18 protein-coding genes are annotated in these 19,124 nt (G+C 70.9%); 6 read left to right on the top strand and 12 right to left on the bottom strand.

Annotated features, from left to right (window positions below):
- Positions 1-108: 108 nt before the first annotated feature.
- From QLQ12_RS37020 to QLQ12_RS37010, 3 genes are all read left to right on the top strand, one after another.
- The gene (locus QLQ12_RS37020; RefSeq protein WP_282765519.1) at positions 109-798 is read left to right on the top strand and encodes an arsenate reductase/protein-tyrosine-phosphatase family protein; all 690 of its coding nucleotides are present in this window, start codon (positions 109-111) and stop codon (positions 796-798) included.
- Between the two features lie 125 nt (positions 799-923).
- Positions 924-1,667, top strand: a complete 744-nt coding sequence (locus tag QLQ12_RS37015) for an aquaporin (RefSeq protein WP_282765518.1) — start codon at positions 924-926, stop codon at positions 1,665-1,667.
- Between the two features lie 106 nt (positions 1,668-1,773).
- The gene (locus QLQ12_RS37010) at positions 1,774-2,184 is read left to right on the top strand and encodes an arsenate reductase ArsC (protein WP_282765516.1); all 411 of its coding nucleotides are present in this window, start codon (positions 1,774-1,776) and stop codon (positions 2,182-2,184) included.
- Positions 2,185-2,339: 155 nt separating this feature from the next.
- Here the strand turns inward: QLQ12_RS37010 and QLQ12_RS37005 are convergent, their stop codons facing one another.
- Positions 2,340-2,678: a TfoX/Sxy family protein gene (locus QLQ12_RS37005; protein WP_282765515.1), complete on the bottom strand. Its 339-nt coding sequence runs from the start codon at positions 2,676-2,678 to the stop codon at positions 2,340-2,342.
- A 614-nt stretch (positions 2,679-3,292) separates the two neighbouring features.
- On the opposite strand from QLQ12_RS37005, the gene QLQ12_RS37000 reads away from it, so the two are divergent.
- Positions 3,293-3,697: a hypothetical protein gene (locus QLQ12_RS37000; RefSeq protein ID WP_282765514.1), complete on the top strand. Its 405-nt coding sequence runs from the start codon at positions 3,293-3,295 to the stop codon at positions 3,695-3,697.
- A gap of 58 nt (positions 3,698-3,755) precedes the next feature.
- On the opposite strand, the gene QLQ12_RS36995 is transcribed toward QLQ12_RS37000, so the two are convergent.
- From QLQ12_RS36995 to QLQ12_RS36985, 3 genes are all read right to left on the bottom strand, one after another.
- Positions 3,756-4,193: an SRPBCC family protein gene (locus QLQ12_RS36995; RefSeq protein WP_282765513.1), complete on the bottom strand. Its 438-nt coding sequence runs from the start codon at positions 4,191-4,193 to the stop codon at positions 3,756-3,758.
- A 77-nt stretch (positions 4,194-4,270) separates the two neighbouring features.
- The gene (locus QLQ12_RS36990; RefSeq protein ID WP_282765512.1) at positions 4,271-4,750 is read right to left on the bottom strand and encodes a hypothetical protein; all 480 of its coding nucleotides are present in this window, start codon (positions 4,748-4,750) and stop codon (positions 4,271-4,273) included.
- 113 nt (positions 4,751-4,863) lie between these two features.
- Positions 4,864-5,868 carry a GlxA family transcriptional regulator gene (locus tag QLQ12_RS36985; RefSeq protein ID WP_282765511.1) on the bottom strand — a complete coding sequence of 335 codons (1,005 nt, stop codon included), beginning with the start codon at positions 5,866-5,868 and terminating at the stop codon, positions 4,864-4,866.
- A gap of 108 nt (positions 5,869-5,976) precedes the next feature.
- On the opposite strand from QLQ12_RS36985, the gene QLQ12_RS36980 reads away from it, so the two are divergent.
- Complete coding sequence (locus QLQ12_RS36980) at positions 5,977-6,615, top strand: isochorismatase family protein (protein ID WP_282765510.1); 639 nt, start codon at positions 5,977-5,979, stop codon at positions 6,613-6,615.
- A 68-nt stretch (positions 6,616-6,683) separates the two neighbouring features.
- On the opposite strand, the gene QLQ12_RS36975 is transcribed toward QLQ12_RS36980, so the two are convergent.
- The 8 genes from QLQ12_RS36975 to QLQ12_RS36940 form a co-directional block, all read right to left on the bottom strand.
- A complete protein-coding gene (locus QLQ12_RS36975) occupies positions 6,684-7,664 on the bottom strand; it encodes a hypothetical protein (protein WP_282765509.1) in 981 nt (326 codons plus the stop codon).
- Between the two features lie 35 nt (positions 7,665-7,699).
- A complete protein-coding gene (locus tag QLQ12_RS36970; RefSeq protein WP_282765508.1) occupies positions 7,700-9,220 on the bottom strand; it encodes a cupredoxin domain-containing protein in 1,521 nt (506 codons plus the stop codon).
- Between the two features lie 122 nt (positions 9,221-9,342).
- Positions 9,343-13,269 carry a ThuA domain-containing protein gene (locus QLQ12_RS36965; protein ID WP_282765507.1) on the bottom strand — a complete coding sequence of 1,309 codons (3,927 nt, stop codon included), beginning with the start codon at positions 13,267-13,269 and terminating at the stop codon, positions 9,343-9,345.
- Positions 13,266-14,294, bottom strand: a complete 1,029-nt coding sequence (locus QLQ12_RS36960) for a multicopper oxidase domain-containing protein (protein ID WP_282765506.1) — start codon at positions 14,292-14,294, stop codon at positions 13,266-13,268. The genes QLQ12_RS36965 and QLQ12_RS36960 overlap by 4 nt, the downstream gene beginning before the upstream one ends.
- A gap of 318 nt (positions 14,295-14,612) precedes the next feature.
- The gene (locus tag QLQ12_RS36955; protein WP_282765505.1) at positions 14,613-15,218 is read right to left on the bottom strand and encodes a response regulator transcription factor; all 606 of its coding nucleotides are present in this window, start codon (positions 15,216-15,218) and stop codon (positions 14,613-14,615) included.
- The gene (locus QLQ12_RS36950; RefSeq protein WP_282765504.1) at positions 15,215-16,366 is read right to left on the bottom strand and encodes a sensor histidine kinase; all 1,152 of its coding nucleotides are present in this window, start codon (positions 16,364-16,366) and stop codon (positions 15,215-15,217) included. Before QLQ12_RS36950 ends, QLQ12_RS36955 begins: the two co-directional genes overlap by 4 nt.
- 20 nt (positions 16,367-16,386) lie before the next feature.
- Complete coding sequence (locus QLQ12_RS36945; protein WP_282765503.1) at positions 16,387-17,115, bottom strand: ABC transporter permease; 729 nt, start codon at positions 17,113-17,115, stop codon at positions 16,387-16,389.
- Positions 17,115-17,879, bottom strand: a complete 765-nt coding sequence (locus QLQ12_RS36940; protein WP_282765502.1) for an ABC transporter ATP-binding protein — start codon at positions 17,877-17,879, stop codon at positions 17,115-17,117. The genes QLQ12_RS36945 and QLQ12_RS36940 overlap by 1 nt, the downstream gene beginning before the upstream one ends.
- Before the next feature lie 181 nt (positions 17,880-18,060).
- Here QLQ12_RS36940 and QLQ12_RS36935 point away from each other — a divergent pair, with 181 nt between their 5' ends.
- On the top strand, positions 18,061-19,071 hold the full coding sequence (locus tag QLQ12_RS36935; RefSeq protein WP_282765501.1) for a phosphatidylinositol-specific phospholipase C: 1,011 nt from the start codon (positions 18,061-18,063) through the stop codon (positions 19,069-19,071).
- Positions 19,072-19,124: the final 53 nt, after the last annotated feature.

Here is a 19,124-nt window from a genome sequence, read left to right as displayed (position 1 = left end):
GCGGTTCCGAGACCGCCCGGCTCGGATTCACCGAGAACCCACACCACTTTCTCCCGGCCCACGGCGATCCGCTTGCGTCGGCGAGGAAGCTCAGTAATCATTGACTCAATGAACGCTGACACTTCGTCGCTGACGGCGCGGGCCCGGGTGCACGCCGCCCTCGGCGACCCCGCCCGCCTCGCCATCGTCGACGCGCTCACCCTCGGCGACGCCTCCCCCGGCGAGATCGCCGCCGAGTTCGGCATGCCCACCAACCTGGTCGCCCACCACGTCAAGGTCCTGCAGGAGGCGGGCCTGCTGGTGCGCACCCGATCCGAGGGCGACCGCCGCCGCACCTACCTGCGACTGGTGCCGGGCGTGCTGTCGTCGCTCACCGCACCACGGCTGGACAGCGCGGAGCGGGTCGTGTTCGTCTGCACCCACAACTCCGCCCGCTCCCAGCTCGCCGCCGCCCTGTGGCGCGACCGCATCGGCGGCCAGGTCGCCTCCGCCGGCACACTCCCGGCCCCGCGCGTGCACCCCCGGGCGGTCCGGGTCGCCCACTCCCACGGCCTCGCCCTGGACCCGGCCGGCACCAACCACGTCGACGACGTGGTCGGTGACGGCGACCTGATCATCGCGGTCTGCGACAACGCCCACGAAGACCTCACCGGTCCGATCCGGCCCCGGCTGCACTGGTCCGTGCCCGACCCCGCCCGCGTCGACACCGACGAGGCGTTCGAAGCCGCCTACACCGACCTCGCCGGCCGCATCGACCGGATCGCGCCCGCCCTCGATCCGGGAGCCGACCATGGCTGACCTGATCCATCCCGATCCCGCGCGAGCTGTCCGTCGACGCCGCGCCCGGCGCCTGCTCGATCAGCTCGCCGTCCTCGCCGGCTGAACCCACCTCCACCGATACGACTCGGAGTCACACCACTCTCATGCACCAGATCACTCTGTGGCGGCGGCTGCTCGCCGAGTTCCTCGGCACCGCGCTGCTGGTCACCGCCGTCGTCGGCTCCGGCATCATGGCGGTCGAGCTCTCGCCGAACGACGTCGGCCTGCAGTTGCTGGAGAACTCGGTCGCCACCGCGTTCGCCCTCGGCGCGCTCATCCTCACCTTCGGGCCGGTCTCCGGCGCCCACTTCAACCCGGTGGTGTCGGCGGCCGACTGGTTCCTCGGCCGCCGCTCCGGCACCGGCCTGACGATCAAGGACCTCGGGGGGTACGCCGTAGCGCAGACCCTGGGAGCCATCGCCGGATCGATCCTGGCGAACCTCATGTTCGACCTGGCGCCCGTCACGATGTCGACGAAGGAACGCGCCGCCGGCAACCTGTGGCTCGGTGAGATCGTCGCCGTCGTCGGCCTGCTCCTGCTGATCTTCGCCCTCGGCAGATCCGGCCGCGCCTCGGTCGCACCGGCCGCGGTCGGCGCGTACATCGGCGCCGCCTACTGGTTCACCTCGTCCACCAGCTTCGCCAACCCGTCGGTCACCATCGGCCGCGCCTTCACCGACACCTTCGCCGGCATCGCCCCGGCCTCGGTGCCCGGCTTCGTCGTCGCACAACTCGTCGGCCTGCTCATCGGCGTGGCTCTGGTGGTCGCGCTGTACCCGCACGCCGGCGACAACGCCGACGCCGTCGTGGTCCCGCACGACCACGCCGACCCGGCCCGCCGCACCTGAGCACCGACATCCTCGCGACGGCCACCGCCACACCGGCCGAGATCGACATCCGGGTTCAGACCCTGTTCAGCCCGCTCACTACCAACCCTCAAGGAAGCCACCGCTCATGAGCGACACCAAGCCCACCGTCCTGTTCGTCTGCGTCCACAACGCCGGCCGCTCGCAGATGGCCGCCGGCTGGCTGCGCCACCTCGCCGGCGACAAGGTCGAAGTCCGGTCCGCCGGCTCCGCCCCCGCCGAGACGATCAACCCGGCCGCGGTCGAGGCGATGAGGGAGGTCGGCATCGACATCACCGACCAGACCCCCACCAAACTCACCTGGGACGCCGCCAAGGAGTCCGACGCCATCATCACCATGGGCTGCGGCGACGCCTGCCCCGTCTTCCCCGGCAAACGTTACGAGGACTGGAAACTCGAAGACCCGGCCGGCAAGGGCGTCGACTCGGTCCGCCCGATCCGCGACGAGATCAAGGCCCGCATCGAGGTGCTGCTCGCCGACCTGCTCCCGGCCACCTGACGGAGCTGATCGCGGTCTGACCGTCATCGGCCGTCCGTGCCTTCCAGTCCTCGCCTTTGTTGGCATCCCAGTAGGGTTTGGAGTTGTCGCTCTCCAGACCCTCCAGGAGGGTGAACGGTTCACGGGGGAACCCGGTGAACCGGGCGGTTCCCTGCTTACTTGCCACGTCCGGTCACCTTCCCGTTGTAGTCGAGGGCCTCCCGAATCCAGGAGGTGAGGACCTCGTCGGACTCGACACACCCGGCATTGACGACGATCCACCCCTTGCTCATCTTTCGGCCCCGCATGACGGGCCATTCCGCCCCGTCGCGCTCCAGCAGATCGCCCACCCGGGCCGGGTCGCAGCGGACCATGAGATCGCCCTGCGTATTGGCGGTGGCGGTTATCTTGTCGTTGACCATGAAAGTGAGGCCGCCGAACATACTCACTTCCCGCACGGCGAGGCCGGAGAGGGCCTCGCGGATCCGATCTGCGAGTTCACGGTCGTACGCCATCGGCTGGGTCCTTTCCTTGAAAAGCGGCGGATCGGCGATCAGACGATCCGCCGCGCCCTATCGCCGTTATCGCAAAACAGGATCGCACGGGCCACAGCCGTTTCGGGCGTCGTCACTGCGGTGGGGGCCCGGCCACGGTCTCTGCAAGGTAGCGGATCGACCGTTTCATGCTATTCCGAGGAGTCGCGGCGGTCGGTGGGGGTTGCCGCTGTTTCGGCGTAGGGCTTCGGCGATGTTGGTGACGCCGGTCAGCTGTAGCGGCTGCACGGCCACCTGCGCGCCGACGGCGGACATCGCTCACCCGCCACCGTGGCCGGAGCCGGAGCCGGAGCCGGATGAGCCTGGCGGAACACCGCGCGCCGAAGCATGGCGGTTGCTGATGTCCGAACGGCGACAGGCCTTCGGGGCCGGAATCTGAGAGACTCGGCATGAGGCTGCCGCCGGTGATGCGATGGATCGCAAGCCGCGGAACGGGCACCGACGAGGATCAGGCCATGTGCGGTGTCTTGATGCCGCCATCGCGGCTCCCCTGTGGATGGTCCTTAGTCCGCGACAGCAGCGCGCTTTCCCGTTGTCTCACTCAGGGCTGTCCAACACCGATAGAAGGTGACGGCATGTTCAAGACGGTGATATTGGCTCGCTGGGAGGATTCCTTCCGGGCCATCGAGGTAGAGGCCGACGACTCCGTGTTCGAGGACCTCAGCCACGGCTCCTCGGACAAATCTCTGCTCCCGGACGAGGTTCGCCGGGATTTGCTCGAGGAACTGGTGAAGGAGCAGATCGAACTGCACCGGCTCCTGGGACTGAGCGTCGCCGGGATAAGGACCATCAGCTTCGGAGCGGAGGCGAAGTCGAACAGCCGGTTCGGGCCGCCGGTGCGCCTGTTCACCCCGAACGAGGAAGTGCTGCGGAAACTTCGGCCCACGCCCTCGGGCGGGCCGCAAAGGATGCTTCCCAACCGCAGGATCGTCTGTTTCGAAAGTGACGGATGCCTGTGTTGCTATTGCCTGGGGATGTAGCCTCATCCCGCTCGAACTCTCACAACGGCCGGGCAACCGCCCGTGTGCCGTCCGAGCGCTACGCCTCCAGGACGCGTTTGAGCCTGGCCAGGTCTTTGCGATTCTCCCGGCGCATCGCCGCCGCCATCACGGGCGCGGCGATCCTGCCGAACCCGGCCGGCTCCCCCCGGTTGCGCAGCGTCATCCTGGTCCGCCCCTCGCCGGCCGGCTGCCACAGGTAACTCGTCTCCATCGGGAACGGCCCCTGGGCGGTGCGCATCACCAGCCGCTCGCCGGGCAGGAACTCGATCACCTCGTACGTGTAGGCGAGCCGGCGCCCCAGGAACCGTGCCACGAAGTCCAGCGTGGATCCCACCCGCAGCGGCGGCTCGGAACGCCACTCGACCGAGTCGATGTTCGCGTACCAGTGCGTCGCATGCGACGGGTCACCGGCATATGCGGCGACCACCGCACACGGCCGGTCGATCACGATGTCGGTCGCCACGTCGACGGTCACACCCGTGACGCTACGCCGCGCCCCGCGGGTCAGGGCCCGGTCGGCGATGACGGCGAACCCGCCCGGCCGACGGCGAGTCAGCGCAGCAGCGTCAGGGTGAGGAGCACCACCGCCCCGGCGACCAGGTCCAGCGCGACGGTGGCGGCCACCCGTGCCGGGGAGCGGCGACCGGCTCGGCGGAGCACGGCGATCTGCACCGCGACCAGGTTGATCAGACATGCGCCGAGAGCAAGCGGCACGGCGACCCGGTTGCTCCAGCCCAGGAGGAACGCGAGCCCGGCGACGGCCAGCGCCGGCAGGGCCGCCTCCGCCACCGGCCAGGCATGCCGCAGCGAGGACGGCCAGGTGCGGTACGCCCCGCTGACGACGCTCGCGTAGCCGTGTGCGAGCCAGAGCGAGACGCCGTAGCCCATGAGGAGCACGGCGAGCCGGCCCGGGCTCGACGACGCGTACTCGGCCACGATGACCGCCACGCTGATCGTGCCGTAGATGCTGATCGCCCAGGCGGACCGGTCCGCCTGCTCGCCGTCCGGTCCGGCACCCGCCTGTGCAGCCATGTTCGAGGATGTTGCCCGCGCCTGCGGACGCGAGGGCGGCGTTTCGCACTCCGACGCGCGCCGATGTGAGATTTCTCCGCTCGCCACGACGACCCGGTCGCGAGGCGGAGCCCTCAACCGCGGGTCGCCGGCCGCTGTCCGGTACGGCTGTCCGTGGTACGGGCGTCGAAACGCCGGCGGTACTCCGAGGGCGAGGTGGCGAACGCCGCGGCGAAGCTCTGCCGGAGCGTGACACCGCTGCCGAACCCGCAGACGGCGGCGACCTGGTCGATCGGCAGGTCCGTCGATTCGAGCAGACGACGGGCCTCGTCGAGGCGCTGACGCTTGACCCAGAGTGCGGGGGTGACGCCGGTCGAGGCCTGGAACGCCCGGATGAAGGTACGCCGGCTCATGTGCGCGACGGCGGCCAGCCGCTCGATGGTGAGGGGCTCCGCCAGGTGCCGCAGAGCCCACTCGAGCGTTGCGGCGATCGGCTCGTCGGAGGCATGCGCGGGAAGCGGTCGTTCGATGTACTGCGCCTGCCCGCCCTCGCGGTGCGGGGCCACCACGAGACTGCGCGCCACCCGGTTGGCCGCCGCCGCGCCGAGCCTGCGACGGACGAGGTGCAGGCACGCGTCGATCGCCGACGCGGTCCCGGCGGAGGTCAGCACGTCGCCGTGGTCGATGTAGAGCACGGAGGCGTCGACCGCGATGTCGGGGTGGCGTGTGGCCAGCATGTCGACGGCCTGCCAGTGCGTCACGGCCGTGCGCCGGGACAGCAGGCCCGCGTCGGCGACGGCGACCGCCCCCAGACACAGCCCGGCGACCGTCGCTCCGCGGCTGTGCGCCCCCGTCAGGGTTCGCTGAAGTGTCGGCCCGGCGGCACGGCCGTCGTCGAACCAGGAGGGGACGACCACGATGTCGGCCTCCTCGGCCGCCGCGAGTCCCCGCAGGCCGCCGAGTGTGTAGCCCTCGGCGGTGCGGATCGACTCGGCGCGATCGGAGAACAGCACCGTCTCCCAGTCGCCCAGGCCCTGCCGTGCCACCTCGTCGAAGACCATCTGCGGCACCGAGAGATGGAACATCGTGACGCCGTCGAAGGCGTAGACGGCGATGCGCACGGCTTCCAAGGTTGGCACGAATCCATCGTAGCGTTGCACGCGTGCCAATGGTCTGAGGGTCCCGCCGCCCGCAGACTCGGTGTGTCCCCTGAAGGCAGCAACAACGAGCCGAGGAGCACGCCAGCCATGACCACCCCGCGCCGCGCACTGATCGTCATCGACGTCCAGCAGGAGTACTTCAGCGGTCCGCTGGAGATCCAGTACCCGCCGCACGCCGCGTCGCTCCCGCAGATCGCGCGCGCCATCGACCTGGCCACCGCCGCCGGCATCCCCGTCGTCGCCGTCCAGCACACGGCCGGCGAGGGCGCGCCGGTCTTCGATCCCACCCAGCCGGGCTTCCGGCTGCACCCGGAAATCGAGAGCCGCCGCACGGACGGGTGGAAGTCCGTCGTCAAGCGGTACGGCACCGTGTTCGCCGGCACGGACCTGGTCGCCTGGCTGCGCGAGCGGGAGATCGACACCATCACCCTCGTCGGTTACATGACCAACAACTGCGTGCTCGCCTCCGCCGCGGAGGCGGAGACCCACGGCCTGACCGCCGAGGTGCTCTCCGACGCCACCGGCACGATCAACATCGCCAACGAGGCCGGCTTCGTCGACGCGAAGACGCTCCACACCACCCTGCTGACGTTGCTCAACTCGAACTTCGCCGCCGTCGCGGACACCATGACCTGGTCCGACGCGGCTTCAGCCGGACGGCCGCTGTCCAAGAGCGACCTCGGCACCTCCGCCGTCATGGGTGCGCGGCACGCCTCGCAGGCGTGACACCACACCAGGCGTCACCACCCGGCCGGCGGCCCCTGCCCTCGATGGCGCCGCCGGCCGGGTGGTCGTCACAGGTCTGCCTCGCCGGCCGCGGCCGCCTCCTGCACGGCCGTGGACCGGCGCGCGCCCGCGCGCTCCTGGACCGCCTCCTGCCGGGGAGCGGCCGCCGCCGTAGCCCGCTTCTCGGTGCTCGCCGCCGGCGCGGGCTGGGCCCCGATCACCCCGCCGCGGATGCGGTTGCTCGCCGCGATCACGGCGGCCGGGGCGTTGCTGTGCGCGGTCAGCGCGCCGTCGATGATGTTGTCGTCGACGGTCACCGCGCCGGTGCTGTTGGTGATGCCGACATCGGCGCCGAAGTAGCCGCCGGAGGCGCAGCTGTCCAGGGCGCCGTTCGGGCCCAGCTGGACGCCGCCGACGTTGCCGGCGAACGTCGATCTGCCGCGCACGGCGCTCCCGCAGACGACGGTTCCCGTGCCGCTGTTGAGCACCGACAACGTGCCGTCGACGAAGGAGTCGTGCAGGTCGGTGTAGTAGGTGCCGGAGCTGTTGAGGTTGCCGGTGACCTCGGTGCCCTCGCCGAGGCGCACCTCGCCGCCCTGGGCGGTGACCGTGCCGGTGATGCGCGCGCCTTCGGTGAAGAGGAAGCCGTCGACTCCGGCGGCGCCCTTGGGGCGCACGGTGACCGCTCCGCTGGCCGCGTTCTTGAGGAACACACCGTAGCCGCCGGACGCCAGAACCACGGTGCCGCCGATCGTGGTGCCGCGGGCGTCGAGGTAGCCGTCCGCGGAGATGCGTATCGTGCCGTCGGTGCGCCCGCCGTCGATCACGAGGTTCGCGCCGGCCGCGACGGTGATGTTGCCGGTGACGACGGTGCCGGTCAGCGCGCAGGACTCGCCGGCGGGAACGTGCAGGTCGTTGGGCACGGTCACCGGACCGCCCGTACCGATGCAGTGCGTCACCAGGCCGGCGGTGGCGGCGGACGGCGAGGTGAGCAGGGAACCGGTGACGACGGCGGCGGTGAGGGCGGCGAGGGTGGCGGTACGTCGCATGGTGGCGCTCCTGGTCGGGAGGGTTCGGGCGATGGTCATGAGCCGACGTCCGATCGCGCGGCCGCGCGGACGATGGTTCCGGCCTGCCGCGGGGTCAGCCGGCCGGCGGTGACGAGGCTCGCGGTGACGCTCTCGACGTGCCGGACGAAAGCGGCGTGGGTGGGGTACGTGTCCCGTTCGGCGATCAGGTCGTTGACGGTGCAGCCGTTGCCCGTGTCGGCGTTGGGGACCCGGGTGTCGATGCCGTCGATGATCACGGTGTCTCGTGTGTCGGAGTCCGGGCAGGCGTCCGTGCCCGGTGCGACCACGGTGAAGGACACCGCTCTCTCGGCGGCGGTGTTGCCCGCGTTGTCCGCTGCCCGGTAACCGACGGTGTGCGCGCCGGCCGCGCTCACGGCCACCGGGGACGTGTACGCCGTCCAGGCGCCGGAGTCGAGCCGGTACTCCACGGTGTCCACGCCGGACTCGGCGTCGGTGGCGGTGATCGTGACGGTCGCCGTACCGAGGTAGGCACCGCCGGTGTCGCGTGCGCCGGTCACGACGGCGGTGACGGCCGGCGGTGTGGTGTCCTCGACGGGGCGCTCCACAACGGTGAAGTGCGTCATCTGGACGGCGGAGGTGTTGCCGGCCTTGTCGGTGGCCCGGGAGTGCAGCATGTGCATGCCGGGGGCGCTCACCACGATCGGTGTGGTGTAGGCGGTCCAGGCGCCGCTGTCGAGCTGGTATTCCGTCCGTTCCACGCCCGAGCCGGCGTCGGTCGCGGTGATCGTGGCGGTCGCCCGGCCGAGGTAGTTCCCGGCGGCGTCCTGCTCTCCGGTCAGGGCGGCGGTCACCGTCGGAGCGGTGGTGTCACCCGGCGCGCCCACGACGCGGAAGGACACCGAGCCGGTGGTGGAGACGTTGCCGGCGTGGTCGGTGGCCCGGAACTGCACCGCGTGGTCACCGATCGCGGTGATCACAGCCGGGGTCGTGTAGGTCTGCCAGCTCGTGTCGTCGACCTGGTACTCCACCGTCTTCACGCCGGATCCGGTGTCGGCGGCGGCCACGGTGACGGTGGCGGAGCCGACATAGTGACCGTCGGCGTTGCGGTTGCCGGTGACCGTGCCGGTGACCGTCGGCGCGGTGGTGTCCTCGCCGCCGCCCGCGGTGACGGTCAGTTCGCCCACCATGGTGCTGTGTCCCGGAATGGTGCAGAAGTAGCGGTACTTGCCCGGTGTGAGCGTGACGGTGGCCTCGTGCCGGCCGTCGTTCACGTCGAACGGGCTGGCCAGGATGTTGAGAGTGACGTCGTGGTTGTAGCCCGCGGTGGTGGTGTCGAAGGTCAGGGTGTGCGGCATCCCGGTGGTGTTGCCGGTGGCCGCGCTGTTCTCGAACACGACGGTGGTCGCACCGGCTACCGCGGTGGCCGGTGCGCTGCGGTATGCGGTGATGTCGTCGTCGGCGGTCCAGGTCAAGGTCTGTGCTGCGGCCACCGCGGGCGGCACGGAGATCGACAGCACCGCGAGGAGCATGCCGATCATCGCCGCACCCGCGCGGCGGGTCAGGGACGTTCGCACGAGTTGACGCCTTTCCCGGTGGGGGGGGGGCCGCGGGGGGGGCGGCGGGGGCGCCCGCGGCGCGGGTGTGGGGCCTGGCCGGGGGGGGGGGCCCGGCGGGGGGGCGGGCCGGCCCCCCCGGCTCAGAGGTTGCGGACGCGGATGTTGCGGAACTCGATCAGGTCGTTGTCGCCGTGGTTCTGCAGCCCGAGGTGCCCACGCAGGAACTGCCGCAGGTCGGTGCCCGGATCCGACGGCCGTGACGACGTCTTGCCGGGCGTGTTGTCGAACTCGTTGATCACCACGCCGTTGCGGGTGATCGTGTAGTGCTGCCCGACGACGCGGATCTCGTAGTCGTTCCACACGTTCTTCGGCGTGACGCGGGCCTCGGCCAGGGTCACCGGATCGAAGTTGTAGATCGAGCCGGTCTTCTGCGGCTCCCCGCTCTCGCCGTCGTAGATCTGCACCTCATGCCCGCAGTAGATGGCCACCCAGGCCGGTGAGGTGCGGGCCGAACCTTGCGTGCCGCAGCTGCCCGGTGGCCGCCGGTCCAGCGGGATCCGCGGGTCCGGGAACCGGGCGAACACCCCGCTGTTGCCGCGTGTCGTGCCCGGTGCGACGTCGCGGAACTGCAGCCGCAACGAGAAGTCCGCGACCTCCCTGGTGTGCCAGAGCATCCCCAGGCCACCGGAGGGGCGCAGCGCTCCGTCCGCCTGAATGCCGAACGACCCCGAGGGCGCCTGGACCCAGTCCCGCAGCGACGGTGCGGTGCCGTCGAAGAGCGGCTCGTAGCCGGTGTGACCGGGCCGCCCGACCGGTGCGGCCGCCGCCGCTCTGATCAGGGTGCCGGCCTGCCGGGCGGTGAGGACACGGTCGTCCTGCAGCTCACGGGCCACCGCGGTGACGTGGCGCACGAAGCCGTCGTGGTCGGCCCAGGTGCTCTCGTCGTCGATCAGGTCGTTGATCGTGCAGCCGCCGCCGGCCGTCTTGTTCGGCACACCGGTGTCGGTGTCGGCCAGGCGCACGGTGGCCCGGCTGTCCGGTACGGCGCAGCCCACGTCGACGTGGACGGTCACGACGACCTTCTCGCCGTCGGCGTAGGTCACGGTGTGCCGGGCGGTGTAGGCGCCGGGATCGTCGTAGACGTGCCGCGGGTCGGCGAGGGTGGAGCTGGTCCCGTCGCCGAACTCCCACAGGTGGGCGACTCCGCCGGATCGCGAGCCGGTGAAGGCGTGCGTCAGCGGCTTGTTCTGCACCGCGACCGAGGCCGCCTGCGGAGCCGGAGTGGGCGCCCCGCCGGTGTAGACCACCCGCAGCAGCTTCTGTGCCGGGTGCAGGCTGAAGAAGCCGCCGCCGTAGTCGAGCAGGTAGAGCGCCCCGTCCGGGCCGAACTTGGCGTCCATCCAGCTCATCAGGCGGTTGTCGGCGTTGCCGCCGGGCAGGATGGCGCGCAGCGTCTCACCGAACAGTGGCGGCTTCTGCTGCGGCACCCCGGCCGGGTCGACCGTGATCGCCACCCGGTTGGCGGCGTTCGACTGGTCACCGATGAACCACTTGTCATCCCAGTACGCCGGCCACTTCACCGCGCTGTCCGGGGCGGCCCGATCGTGGTGGTAGATCGGACCGGACATGATCGCCTGGCCGCCGCCGCGCAGGTACGGCTGGGTGTAGACGGCGTCGGCGGCGTGGTAGGTGGGGATGCCGCTGCCGTCGGCGCGGGGCGGGAAGACCGGGCCGCCGCCACCCGGGGCGTACCAGATCATGTTGTCCCGGGCCGGCGGGATGTCGACCAGGCCGGTGTTGCGCGGTGAGGTGTTCTTCAGGTTGTCGCAGTCGTACCAGCCGGTCAGCACGGTGGCGTCGGTGGTGCTGCGGTCGCGGTACGGCTGCCGGTTGCCCATGCAGTACGGCCAGCCCTGGTTGCCGGCCGAGGTGATGATGGTGGCCGTCTCGTACTTCGCCGGCCCCAGATTCGGGTTCGGCTGCGCGGCGTCCGGGCCGACCCAGCCCGCGGTCAGCCAGTTGTGCTCCGGGTCGATCTGCAGGCGCGCGATGTTGCGTACGCCCATCACGTAGATCTCCGGCCGGGTCTTGCCGGTGCCGGGCGGGAAGAGGTTGCCCTCAGGGATGGTGTAGGTGCCGTCCGGTTCCGGATGGATCCGGATGATCTTCCCGGCCAGGTCGTCGGTGCTGCCGGAGGTGCGCCGCGCGTCCTGGAACGAGATCCCGGCGTACTCCTGGGTCCAGTTGTTCCCGGAATAGCCCTGCGAGCCCTCGGACGAGTTGTTGTCGCCGGACCCGACGTACAGGTTGCCCTGCTTGTCGAACGCCATGCCGCCGCCGGCGTGGCAGCAGCTGTGAATCTGGACCGGGAATCGCAGCAGGTCCTTGCGGGTGGCCTGATCGATGCTCTGCGTGTCACGGTCGTAGGTGAACCGGCTGACGGTGCGCTGCCCGACGCGTTTGACCCGGTCGATCGAGTCGTGCGGCATCCAGTAGACGTAGAGCCAGCCGTTCTCGGCGAACTTCGGGTCCGGCACGATGCCGAGCAGACCCTCCTCGTTCTTCACCAGCTCGGAGCCGCTGCCCCGGTTGCCCATCACCGGCAGCGTGGTCAGCTGTTTGACCTTTTTGGTGCGCGGGTTCCAGGAGTGGATGGTGCCGCAGCCCAGACCGACCAACGGGTCGTCCCAGCTGACGACCGGCCCGCTCGGGCAGGCCGCCTTGCCGACGTAGAAGACGGTGCCGTCACCGGCGATGGTCAGCCCGTGCGGCTCGCCGATCTGGTCGAGCTGCCCGGTCTGGTTCGCCGCGGTCAGCCGCTCGGTCTTGTAGTTGGCCGCGATGGTGGCCTGGCAGTCGCCGCGCTGGATGCCTGTCGCCCAGCTCAGCGCGCCGGTGAGGTGCCGGCGGAAGCCTGCTTCGCCGTAGCTTTCCGCGGTGTGGCCCATGCCGGTGTAGAAGGACCGCCCGCCGTCGTAGTCGCGGCACCACGACACCGGATGGAACGGCCCGTTGGCAGCCGGCCCCGGGTTGTAGTGGCGCTCCTCGACCTGGGCGAGCGTGTGCACGGTGCCGAGCGGGTTCGGGTCCCAGTTGTACCAGCGGTCCGACCGGGTGACCGTGGCCGGCAGCCCTTCGGTGGCCGGGTGCTGCCGGTCGAGGACATCCACCACGGAACGGTTGACCGCCGGCGAGGCCGGGGGAACGCTGTCGGCGGTGAACAGCCGCAGGTCGGCGAGCTGGATGAGCGGCTCGCCGGCGTTGGCGGTGATGTTCAGCCGGAAGAACCGGGCGTTCTGCGGGGCGGCCAGGTCGAAACGGCGGGTCTGGAAGCGGTCGGTGAACGTCTGCCCGGCGCGGTTGTCCACGTCGGTCCAGGCCTGCCCGTCCGGCGAGGTCTGCAACGACCAGTCCTTCGGGTCCCGGCCCGCGAAGTCGTTGGCCGAGGTCAGCGCGTACCCGGTGATCGTCTTCGGCGCCGCCAGCTCATAGGTCACCCAGCCGGTCGGGGTGCGGACCAGCCACTTGGTGTTCGCGTCGCCGTCGGTGAGCTTCTCCTTGGTCTCGTTCGGCGCGTTCTCGCCGCTGGCGGTCACCGTGGCGACGGGTTCGGCCGCCGGGACGGCGCCGGCGGGGCGGGTGCCGATCAGGCCGGTGAACCAGGTCGAGTCGAGCTGGGCCTTGGCCGCGTCGGCGATGCCGACGAAACCTCCACCCCCTTTCATGTACGCGGTGAGAGCACTCTCCTGATCGCGGGAGAGCGCCGCGGCGCCCGCCGACAGGAACACCACCGCCCGGTGCCTGGCCAACTCGGCGGCCGTGAACACGGCCGGGTCGGACGTGACGTCGACCGCGATGCCGGCGGCCTGTCCCAGTTGCCGGACCGTCTGCGCCGCGGTGACGACCGGGTCCTCCTGCTCCGCTGCCGGGCCGTGGAAGACGATCACCGACGTCTGCGCCACCGCGGCCACCGGCGCCGGCGCGGCGCTCCCGATGGCCGGTGTCCCGCTCACCACCAGGGCTGCCGCCGCGATGACGGACAGCCCTCGTCGTACCCCTGCTCTCATCCGTGGGCCCCCTGATGATCGGTGTGGCTTCCCGAAGTGCCGTGGGTGTGTCCCTGGAACCGGTGGATGGCCTCCTCGGCGCCGGGCGGCATGCTGCCGTCGGCGTTGCGCACCAGGAAGATGCCGGCCATGCCGCCGTCGGAATGGTTCTGCACGTGGCAGTGGTACATCCAGGCTCCCGGGCCGACGCCCTCACCGGCCAGCACCTGGAACCCGAACGAGCTGCCCGGGTTGAGGTCTTTGTTGTCGATCACCGGGCTGGGGTCGCCCAGGCTCTCCAACATGCCGGTGCGGTTGTCGGCCCAGCGATGCGCGTGCAGGTGAAAGGTGTGGAACAGGTTGCCGTGCCCGATGGCGATCCACTCCACCCGCTGCCCGAGGTTCGCCTCGAACATCGGGGTGTTCGGCGCCATCCTGTTGTTGATCGTCATGTCGTGGAAGACCACGGTGAACTGCTTGTCCGGCAGGATGTCGCCGCGCCGGCGCACGATCAGCGCGCCGTAGAGGCCTTTGGCCACGCCCGCGGTGCCGTGGTCGGTGCCCATGGCGTGGTCGTGGTAGTGCCAGTAGCCGGCGCTGCCCGGCATGAAGCGCCGCCCGGCGGCCGCGAACATCTCCCGCGAACGCCACACGTAGGTACGGGTCTCGCCCGGGTCGTTGTACGAGTCGTTCAGCGGGCTGCCGTCGGAGCCGGTGCTGTAGTCCACCCCGTGCGGATGGATCGACAGGCGCTGGTTCGTGGTGTTGACCAGGGTGATCTCCAGCGTGTCACCCTCGTACATCTCCAGGATCGGGCCGGGTACGGTGGCCTGCCCGCGCTGCAGCCCGTAGCCGACGAGGCCACCCGGCAGCGCCTCGGCGTAGATCGTCACTCGTCTGGTGGCGGCGAGGGAGGCGCGTGCGGGAGCGCTCGGTAGCGCCGCCACGGCGCCGCCGATCGCGGGCACGGCAGCACCCAGCGTCCCCGCGGCGATCAGCGAACGTCGGGAGAACGTGAGTCCGGTCCCACCGGCGGTATCGTCCATGCGTCTCCGTTCCACCCGGGCGGCAGGACGCGACAGAGCACCCAAGATTTAAAGACGTGGATGGCCTGACGCCACGCTCGGAGGCGTTGTCGCGTTATCGGCCCGGTGATCTCAGCAGTTACCTGATGACCCGAATCTATGGACGACCTCAATAAAAGTAAAGACTTATATAGACTAACTTTCGTCCGCGAATCTGAAAGTTTACCTAAAAGTCCAGGTCAGCACATTGATGCTCATGAAATCATCTTCACCGCGCCGACAACGCCGACCGGACCTCTCAGGCGGCGCCCCTCCAGCCGCACCGGCGGACACCGCCGCTCAGATCCAGCCGTTCGATCTGGCGCGGTGTGCCGCCTCGATGCGGTTACGCGTGTTGGTCTTGCCGATCGCGGCGGAGAGGTAGTTACGGACCGTGCTCTCGGACAGGTGCAGGCGGGCGGCGATGTCCGCGACCGTGGCGCCGTCCACCGCGCCGTGCAGGACGTCGCGCTCACGGTCGCTGAGGGGGTTGGGGCCGGCTGACAGGGCTGCCGCCGCCAGCGCCGGGTCGATCACTCGTTCGCCGGCCAGGACCCGGCGGATCGCCGCGGCCAGGTGCTCGACCGGCCCGTCCTTGACCAGGAAGCCGGTGGCGCCGGCTTCCATGGCCCGGCGCAGGTAGCCGGGCCGGCCGAAGGTGGTGAGGATCAGCACCCGGCAACCGGGCAACTCGTCGCGCAGCGTCGCCGCGGTGTCGAGGCCGCTGCCGTCGGGCATCTCGATGTCGAGCAGGGCTACGTCGGGGCGGGCGCGCAGGGCGGCGTCGAGGGCCTCGGCGGTGGTGCCGGCCTCGGCGACCACGTCGATGTCGGGTTCCAGGTTGAGCAGCAGGGCCAGGGCGTTGCGCATCATGCCCTGGTCCTCGGCGAGCAGCAGCCGGATCATCGGGTCACCGCCTCCAGCCGGGCGGCGGGAATGCGGGCGGTGAATCGCAGGCCGCCGCCGGGCGCCGCGCCGATGTTCAGGGTGCCGCCGGCCTGTTCGAGCCGTTCGGTGAGTCCGCGCAGGCCGGTGCCCGGCGTCGGCTCGCCGCCCACGCCGTTGTCGCTGATGGTCAGCGTCGAGCCGCTGACGTCGGTGCTGACCGTGATGTCGCAGCGGGTGGCCCGGCTGTGGCGCAGGACGTTGGTCACCGCTTCGCGTAGCACCCAGCGGAACGCGTCGTCGGCTCCGGCGCCGAGAGGGTGTCCGTTCTCCGTCACCGTGACGTCGATGCCGACATCGGCCAGGACGGTCCGGGCGTTGGCCAGCTCGCGGCGGAAGTCGTGACCGCGGTAGCCGGTGACGGCTTCGCGGACCTCGGTGAGGGCGGTGCGGCCGATGCCTTCGATGTCGGCGGCCTCGGCGGCGGCACGCCGCGGATCGGTCAGAGTGAGCCGGCGTACGACCTCGGCCTTCACCACGATCAGCGACAGGGTGTGGCCGAGCAGATCGTGCAGGTCCTGAGCGAAGCGGAGCCGTTCGCGTTCCACGACTGTTCTGGCGAGTTCGCGCTGGGCGTGACGGAGTTCGTCGACAAGCCTCACGAAGTGCACGAACGCGATGGCCGAGGCGCCGGCAAGGGCGGTGATCAGTGCGGTCGGGGTGATGTCGCCGGCGGGGAGCCGGTAGGCGGCGGCGATCAGCAGCACGGCGGCGACGCTGCCGCCGGCCCAGGCGAATGCCCAGGCCGGCCTGGTGAGGCCCATCGCGCCGGCGGAGCACACGTACAGCAGCAGGGTCAGCCAGCCGTCGGAGTCCGCGGCGTGCACGGCGGCGAGGCCGATGCCGAGCAGGGCGAGCAGCGCCAGCCCGGCGTGGTGCAGCGCCGGTGGGACGGGCAGCTTCGTGACGGGTACGGCCACGAGCGCGAGGTAGAGCAGCACGAAGACGATCAGTCCGGCGGCGGAGGGCAGGGCCGGGCGCGCTCGGCCGTCCGCGACCGTGGTGGCGGCCGGCAGCAGGAGCCACAGCCATGCGGTGTGGGCGGCCACGAGCACGAATCCACGGCGCCGCCGGCCGCGATCGATCAGCTCGGGGATGGAACCGGACATGATCGCCACCGTATCCGCTGTCAGCGGCGCGCGGTGGAGCGCCGGTAGGCCCCGGCAGCGACCGCGGCGAACAGCAGGGTCCATGCCGCGAGGACGGCCAGCCCGGTCGCGGTGGGCGGCTGCCCCGCGGCGGAGCGCCACCCCAGTTCGGCGTATCGGTACGTCGGCAGCGCGTGTGCCAGGTGCCGCAGGTCGTCCGGGAAGTAGGCGGCGGGCACGAGCAGGCCGCCGAGCACCGACAGGGCCAGGAAGACCAGGAAGTTGACCGGGACGGCGACGTGCGGGGACACGCCGTAGCCGATGGCGAGCCCGAGCAGGGCGAACGGCACGGTGCCGGTCCACATCAGCAGCAACAACGCGAGCCATCGGCCGGCGCTGAGCTCGACGTGGTGCTGGATCGACGCGACGATGCCTACCGCGATCACCGGTGGGATGGCGGTGATCGATCCGATCAGGGTTTTCACCGCGACGACCTGCCCGGAGGTGAGCGGGGTGACGCGCAGTTGGCGCAGCCAGCCGACGGCGCGCTCCTGGGAGACCGCCGATCCGACCATGAGCACGCCGGCCACGGCGCCGTACCCGGCCAGGCCGATCATGACGGCGACCGGCGCGGCGAGTCCTTCGAGGCGTTCACCGGCGGACCAGCCCGAGAAGATCAGGTACGTGGCGACCGGTCCGATGATGGAGAAGAACATCAGACGCGGGTCGCGGACCAGCCGGCGCAGTTCGAATCGCAGATAGGCGCGCATCAGTGCTCCGTTTCGATGGTCTTGGTGTCCGGCCCGTCGGTGTCCGGCCCGTCGGTGGTCAGGGCGAGGAACGCGGTGTCCAGCCGGGCCGACGTGCCGACGCCGGCCATGGCCCGGATCCGCGCGGGCGGGCCGTCGGCGACGATGCGGCCGGCGGCGAGCACCACGATGCGGTCGGCGACGTCGTCGGCCTCGTGTAGCTGGTGGGTGCTGAACAGCACGGTGTGGCCGTCGGCCGCGTAGGCGCGGATGGCGGTCCAGAACTGCTGGCGGGCGGCGACGTCCATGGCTGTGGTGGGCTCGTCGAGCACGAGCAGACGGGGATCGCCGGCGAGCGCGAACGCGAACCGGGCGCGTTGCGTCTCACCGGCGGAGAGCCGGTCGACGCGCCGGTTCGCGAAGTCGGTGACACCGGCGGTCGCGAGGATCCGGTCGGTGCCGAGCGGCCGCGGATACAACGCGCGGGCCAACTCGACGACGTCGCGGACGGTGGCGCCGGGCACGAATCCGGCGTCCTGCAGCATCGCGGCGACTCGGCCGGCGCGGACGGCGTCGGCGGCCGGCTCACCGAACAGGGCCACGGTGCCCGTGCCGGGCGGGACGAGACCCAGCATGATCGAGATGGTGGTGCTCTTGCCCGCCCCGTTGGGGCCGAGCAGGGCGACGACGGCGCCTGTCTCGATCGTGAGGTCGAGGTCGTCGACGGCACGGACGGCGCCGAAGCGCCGGGTGATTCCGGACAGACGTACTGCGGGAGCTTCCATGCCGTCCACGCTAGGGACGGGAGGAGGATGCGAGCAGAGCCACGGATACGCGGTCGGCGGTGACAAATGTCCCGGGGTGGCCAGAGCCGGGCGCCCGGCCACGGACCGTGTAGATGATCTTCATGGGCCCAGGCGGCGCTCGCCCTTCTACGGAAGCCCGGCATCGACGACAATCGCTGGCATGAAGCGTCCTCTCGCCGTCGTCCTCGGTGTTCTCGCCGTCCTCCTCGTCACGCCGCAGCCCGCCCTCGCCGCCGACGCGTCCTACCGCTCGCTCGGCACCGCGAGCAATCCCGACTGGATGGCGCCGCTGGCCGGCTCGACCAGCCTCGCCGCGCTCTCCATTCCGGGCACCCACGAGACCATGTCGACGCGCGGTGGCATCCTCACCCAGACGCAGGAGGACTTCGGCGACAGCGGCGGCACGCTCGCCCGCCAGCTGACCGCGGGCATCCGGATGATCGACATCCGGGCGCGGGTGAACACCGGCGACACCTTCACCATCCACCACGGGGCGATCTACCAGAACGCCAACTTCGACGACGTGCTCACCCGGCTCGGCGCGTTTCTCGCCGGGCATCCGGGCGAGACCGTGGTGATGCGGCTCAAGCAGGAGTGCACCGGCGAGTTCGGCTCCTGCACCGACGTGCCGGGCCAGCGGAGCTTCGCCGACATCTTCGACGCGTACGCGGCCCGCTACCCGAACCTGTTCTGGCAGCCGTCGGTGACCCGCACGGCCGGCGCGCCGACGCCGTCGCTCGGCGCCGTCCGCGGCCGGGTCGTCCTGGCCGTCCTGAACGGACCGCGCGGCGGCCCGATCGGGCGCTACGGGCTCGCGCAGTTCGCCGGCTGGGACGACGGCTCCTCCACCTATGTGCAGGACGAGTACCACGTGCCCAACGTGGGCGCCATCGCGACCAAACGCGACCAGGTACGCCGGTTCCTCGACGCCACCAGCGCCGGCGACCCGGCCACGATGTACGTCAACTTCGCCAGCGGCGCCAGCCTGTTCGCCCAGCCGCGGCAGGTGGCCGGCGGGGCGTTCGGGGTGCGCGGCGTCAACCCGTTCCTGCTCACCTATCTCCACGAGGGCCCGGAGGTGCACACCCCGGTGACCCGCACCGGCATGCTGATGCTCGACTTCCCCGGCGGCGGCCTGATCGGCAAGGTCATCTCACTGAACGCCCGCTGACCAGGGCCCGCCGTTCCACGGCGGGGTCCTGGTCAGCGGTCGCGGTCGTGACC

The sequence above is a fragment of the Actinoplanes sandaracinus genome (assembly GCF_030009775.1).
Lineage (GTDB): Bacteria > Actinomycetota > Actinomycetes > Mycobacteriales > Micromonosporaceae > Actinoplanes > Actinoplanes sandaracinus.
Note: the sequence above shows the minus strand (reverse complement) of the source record. Positions and strands in the feature narration are given on the sequence as shown.

Excerpts from the sequence above, each read along its gene's own strand:
- QLQ12_RS37020 (WP_282765519.1), top strand. The coding sequence starts at position 109 with ATGAACGCTGACACTTCGTCGCTGACGGCGCGGGCCCGGGTGCACGCC.
- QLQ12_RS37015 (WP_282765518.1), top strand. The coding sequence starts at position 924 with ATGCACCAGATCACTCTGTGGCGGCGGCTGCTCGCCGAGTTCCTCGGC.
- QLQ12_RS37010 (WP_282765516.1), top strand. The coding sequence starts at position 1,774 with ATGAGCGACACCAAGCCCACCGTCCTGTTCGTCTGCGTCCACAACGCC.
- QLQ12_RS37005 (WP_282765515.1), bottom strand. The coding sequence starts at position 2,678 with ATGGCGTACGACCGTGAACTCGCAGATCGGATCCGCGAGGCCCTCTCC.
- QLQ12_RS37000 (WP_282765514.1), top strand. The coding sequence starts at position 3,293 with ATGTTCAAGACGGTGATATTGGCTCGCTGGGAGGATTCCTTCCGGGCC.
- QLQ12_RS36990 (WP_282765512.1), bottom strand. The coding sequence starts at position 4,750 with ATGGCTGCACAGGCGGGTGCCGGACCGGACGGCGAGCAGGCGGACCGG.
- QLQ12_RS36980 (WP_282765510.1), top strand. The coding sequence starts at position 5,977 with ATGACCACCCCGCGCCGCGCACTGATCGTCATCGACGTCCAGCAGGAG.
- QLQ12_RS36975 (WP_282765509.1), bottom strand. The coding sequence starts at position 7,664 with ATGCGACGTACCGCCACCCTCGCCGCCCTCACCGCCGCCGTCGTCACC.
- QLQ12_RS36965 (WP_282765507.1), bottom strand. The coding sequence starts at position 13,269 with ATGAGAGCAGGGGTACGACGAGGGCTGTCCGTCATCGCGGCGGCAGCC.
- QLQ12_RS36960 (WP_282765506.1), bottom strand. The coding sequence starts at position 14,294 with ATGGACGATACCGCCGGTGGGACCGGACTCACGTTCTCCCGACGTTCG.
- QLQ12_RS36955 (WP_282765505.1), bottom strand. The coding sequence starts at position 15,218 with ATGATCCGGCTGCTGCTCGCCGAGGACCAGGGCATGATGCGCAACGCC.
- QLQ12_RS36950 (WP_282765504.1), bottom strand. The coding sequence starts at position 16,366 with ATGTCCGGTTCCATCCCCGAGCTGATCGATCGCGGCCGGCGGCGCCGT.
- QLQ12_RS36945 (WP_282765503.1), bottom strand. The coding sequence starts at position 17,115 with ATGCGCGCCTATCTGCGATTCGAACTGCGCCGGCTGGTCCGCGACCCG.
- QLQ12_RS36940 (WP_282765502.1), bottom strand. The coding sequence starts at position 17,879 with ATGGAAGCTCCCGCAGTACGTCTGTCCGGAATCACCCGGCGCTTCGGC.
- QLQ12_RS36935 (WP_282765501.1), top strand. The coding sequence starts at position 18,061 with ATGAAGCGTCCTCTCGCCGTCGTCCTCGGTGTTCTCGCCGTCCTCCTC.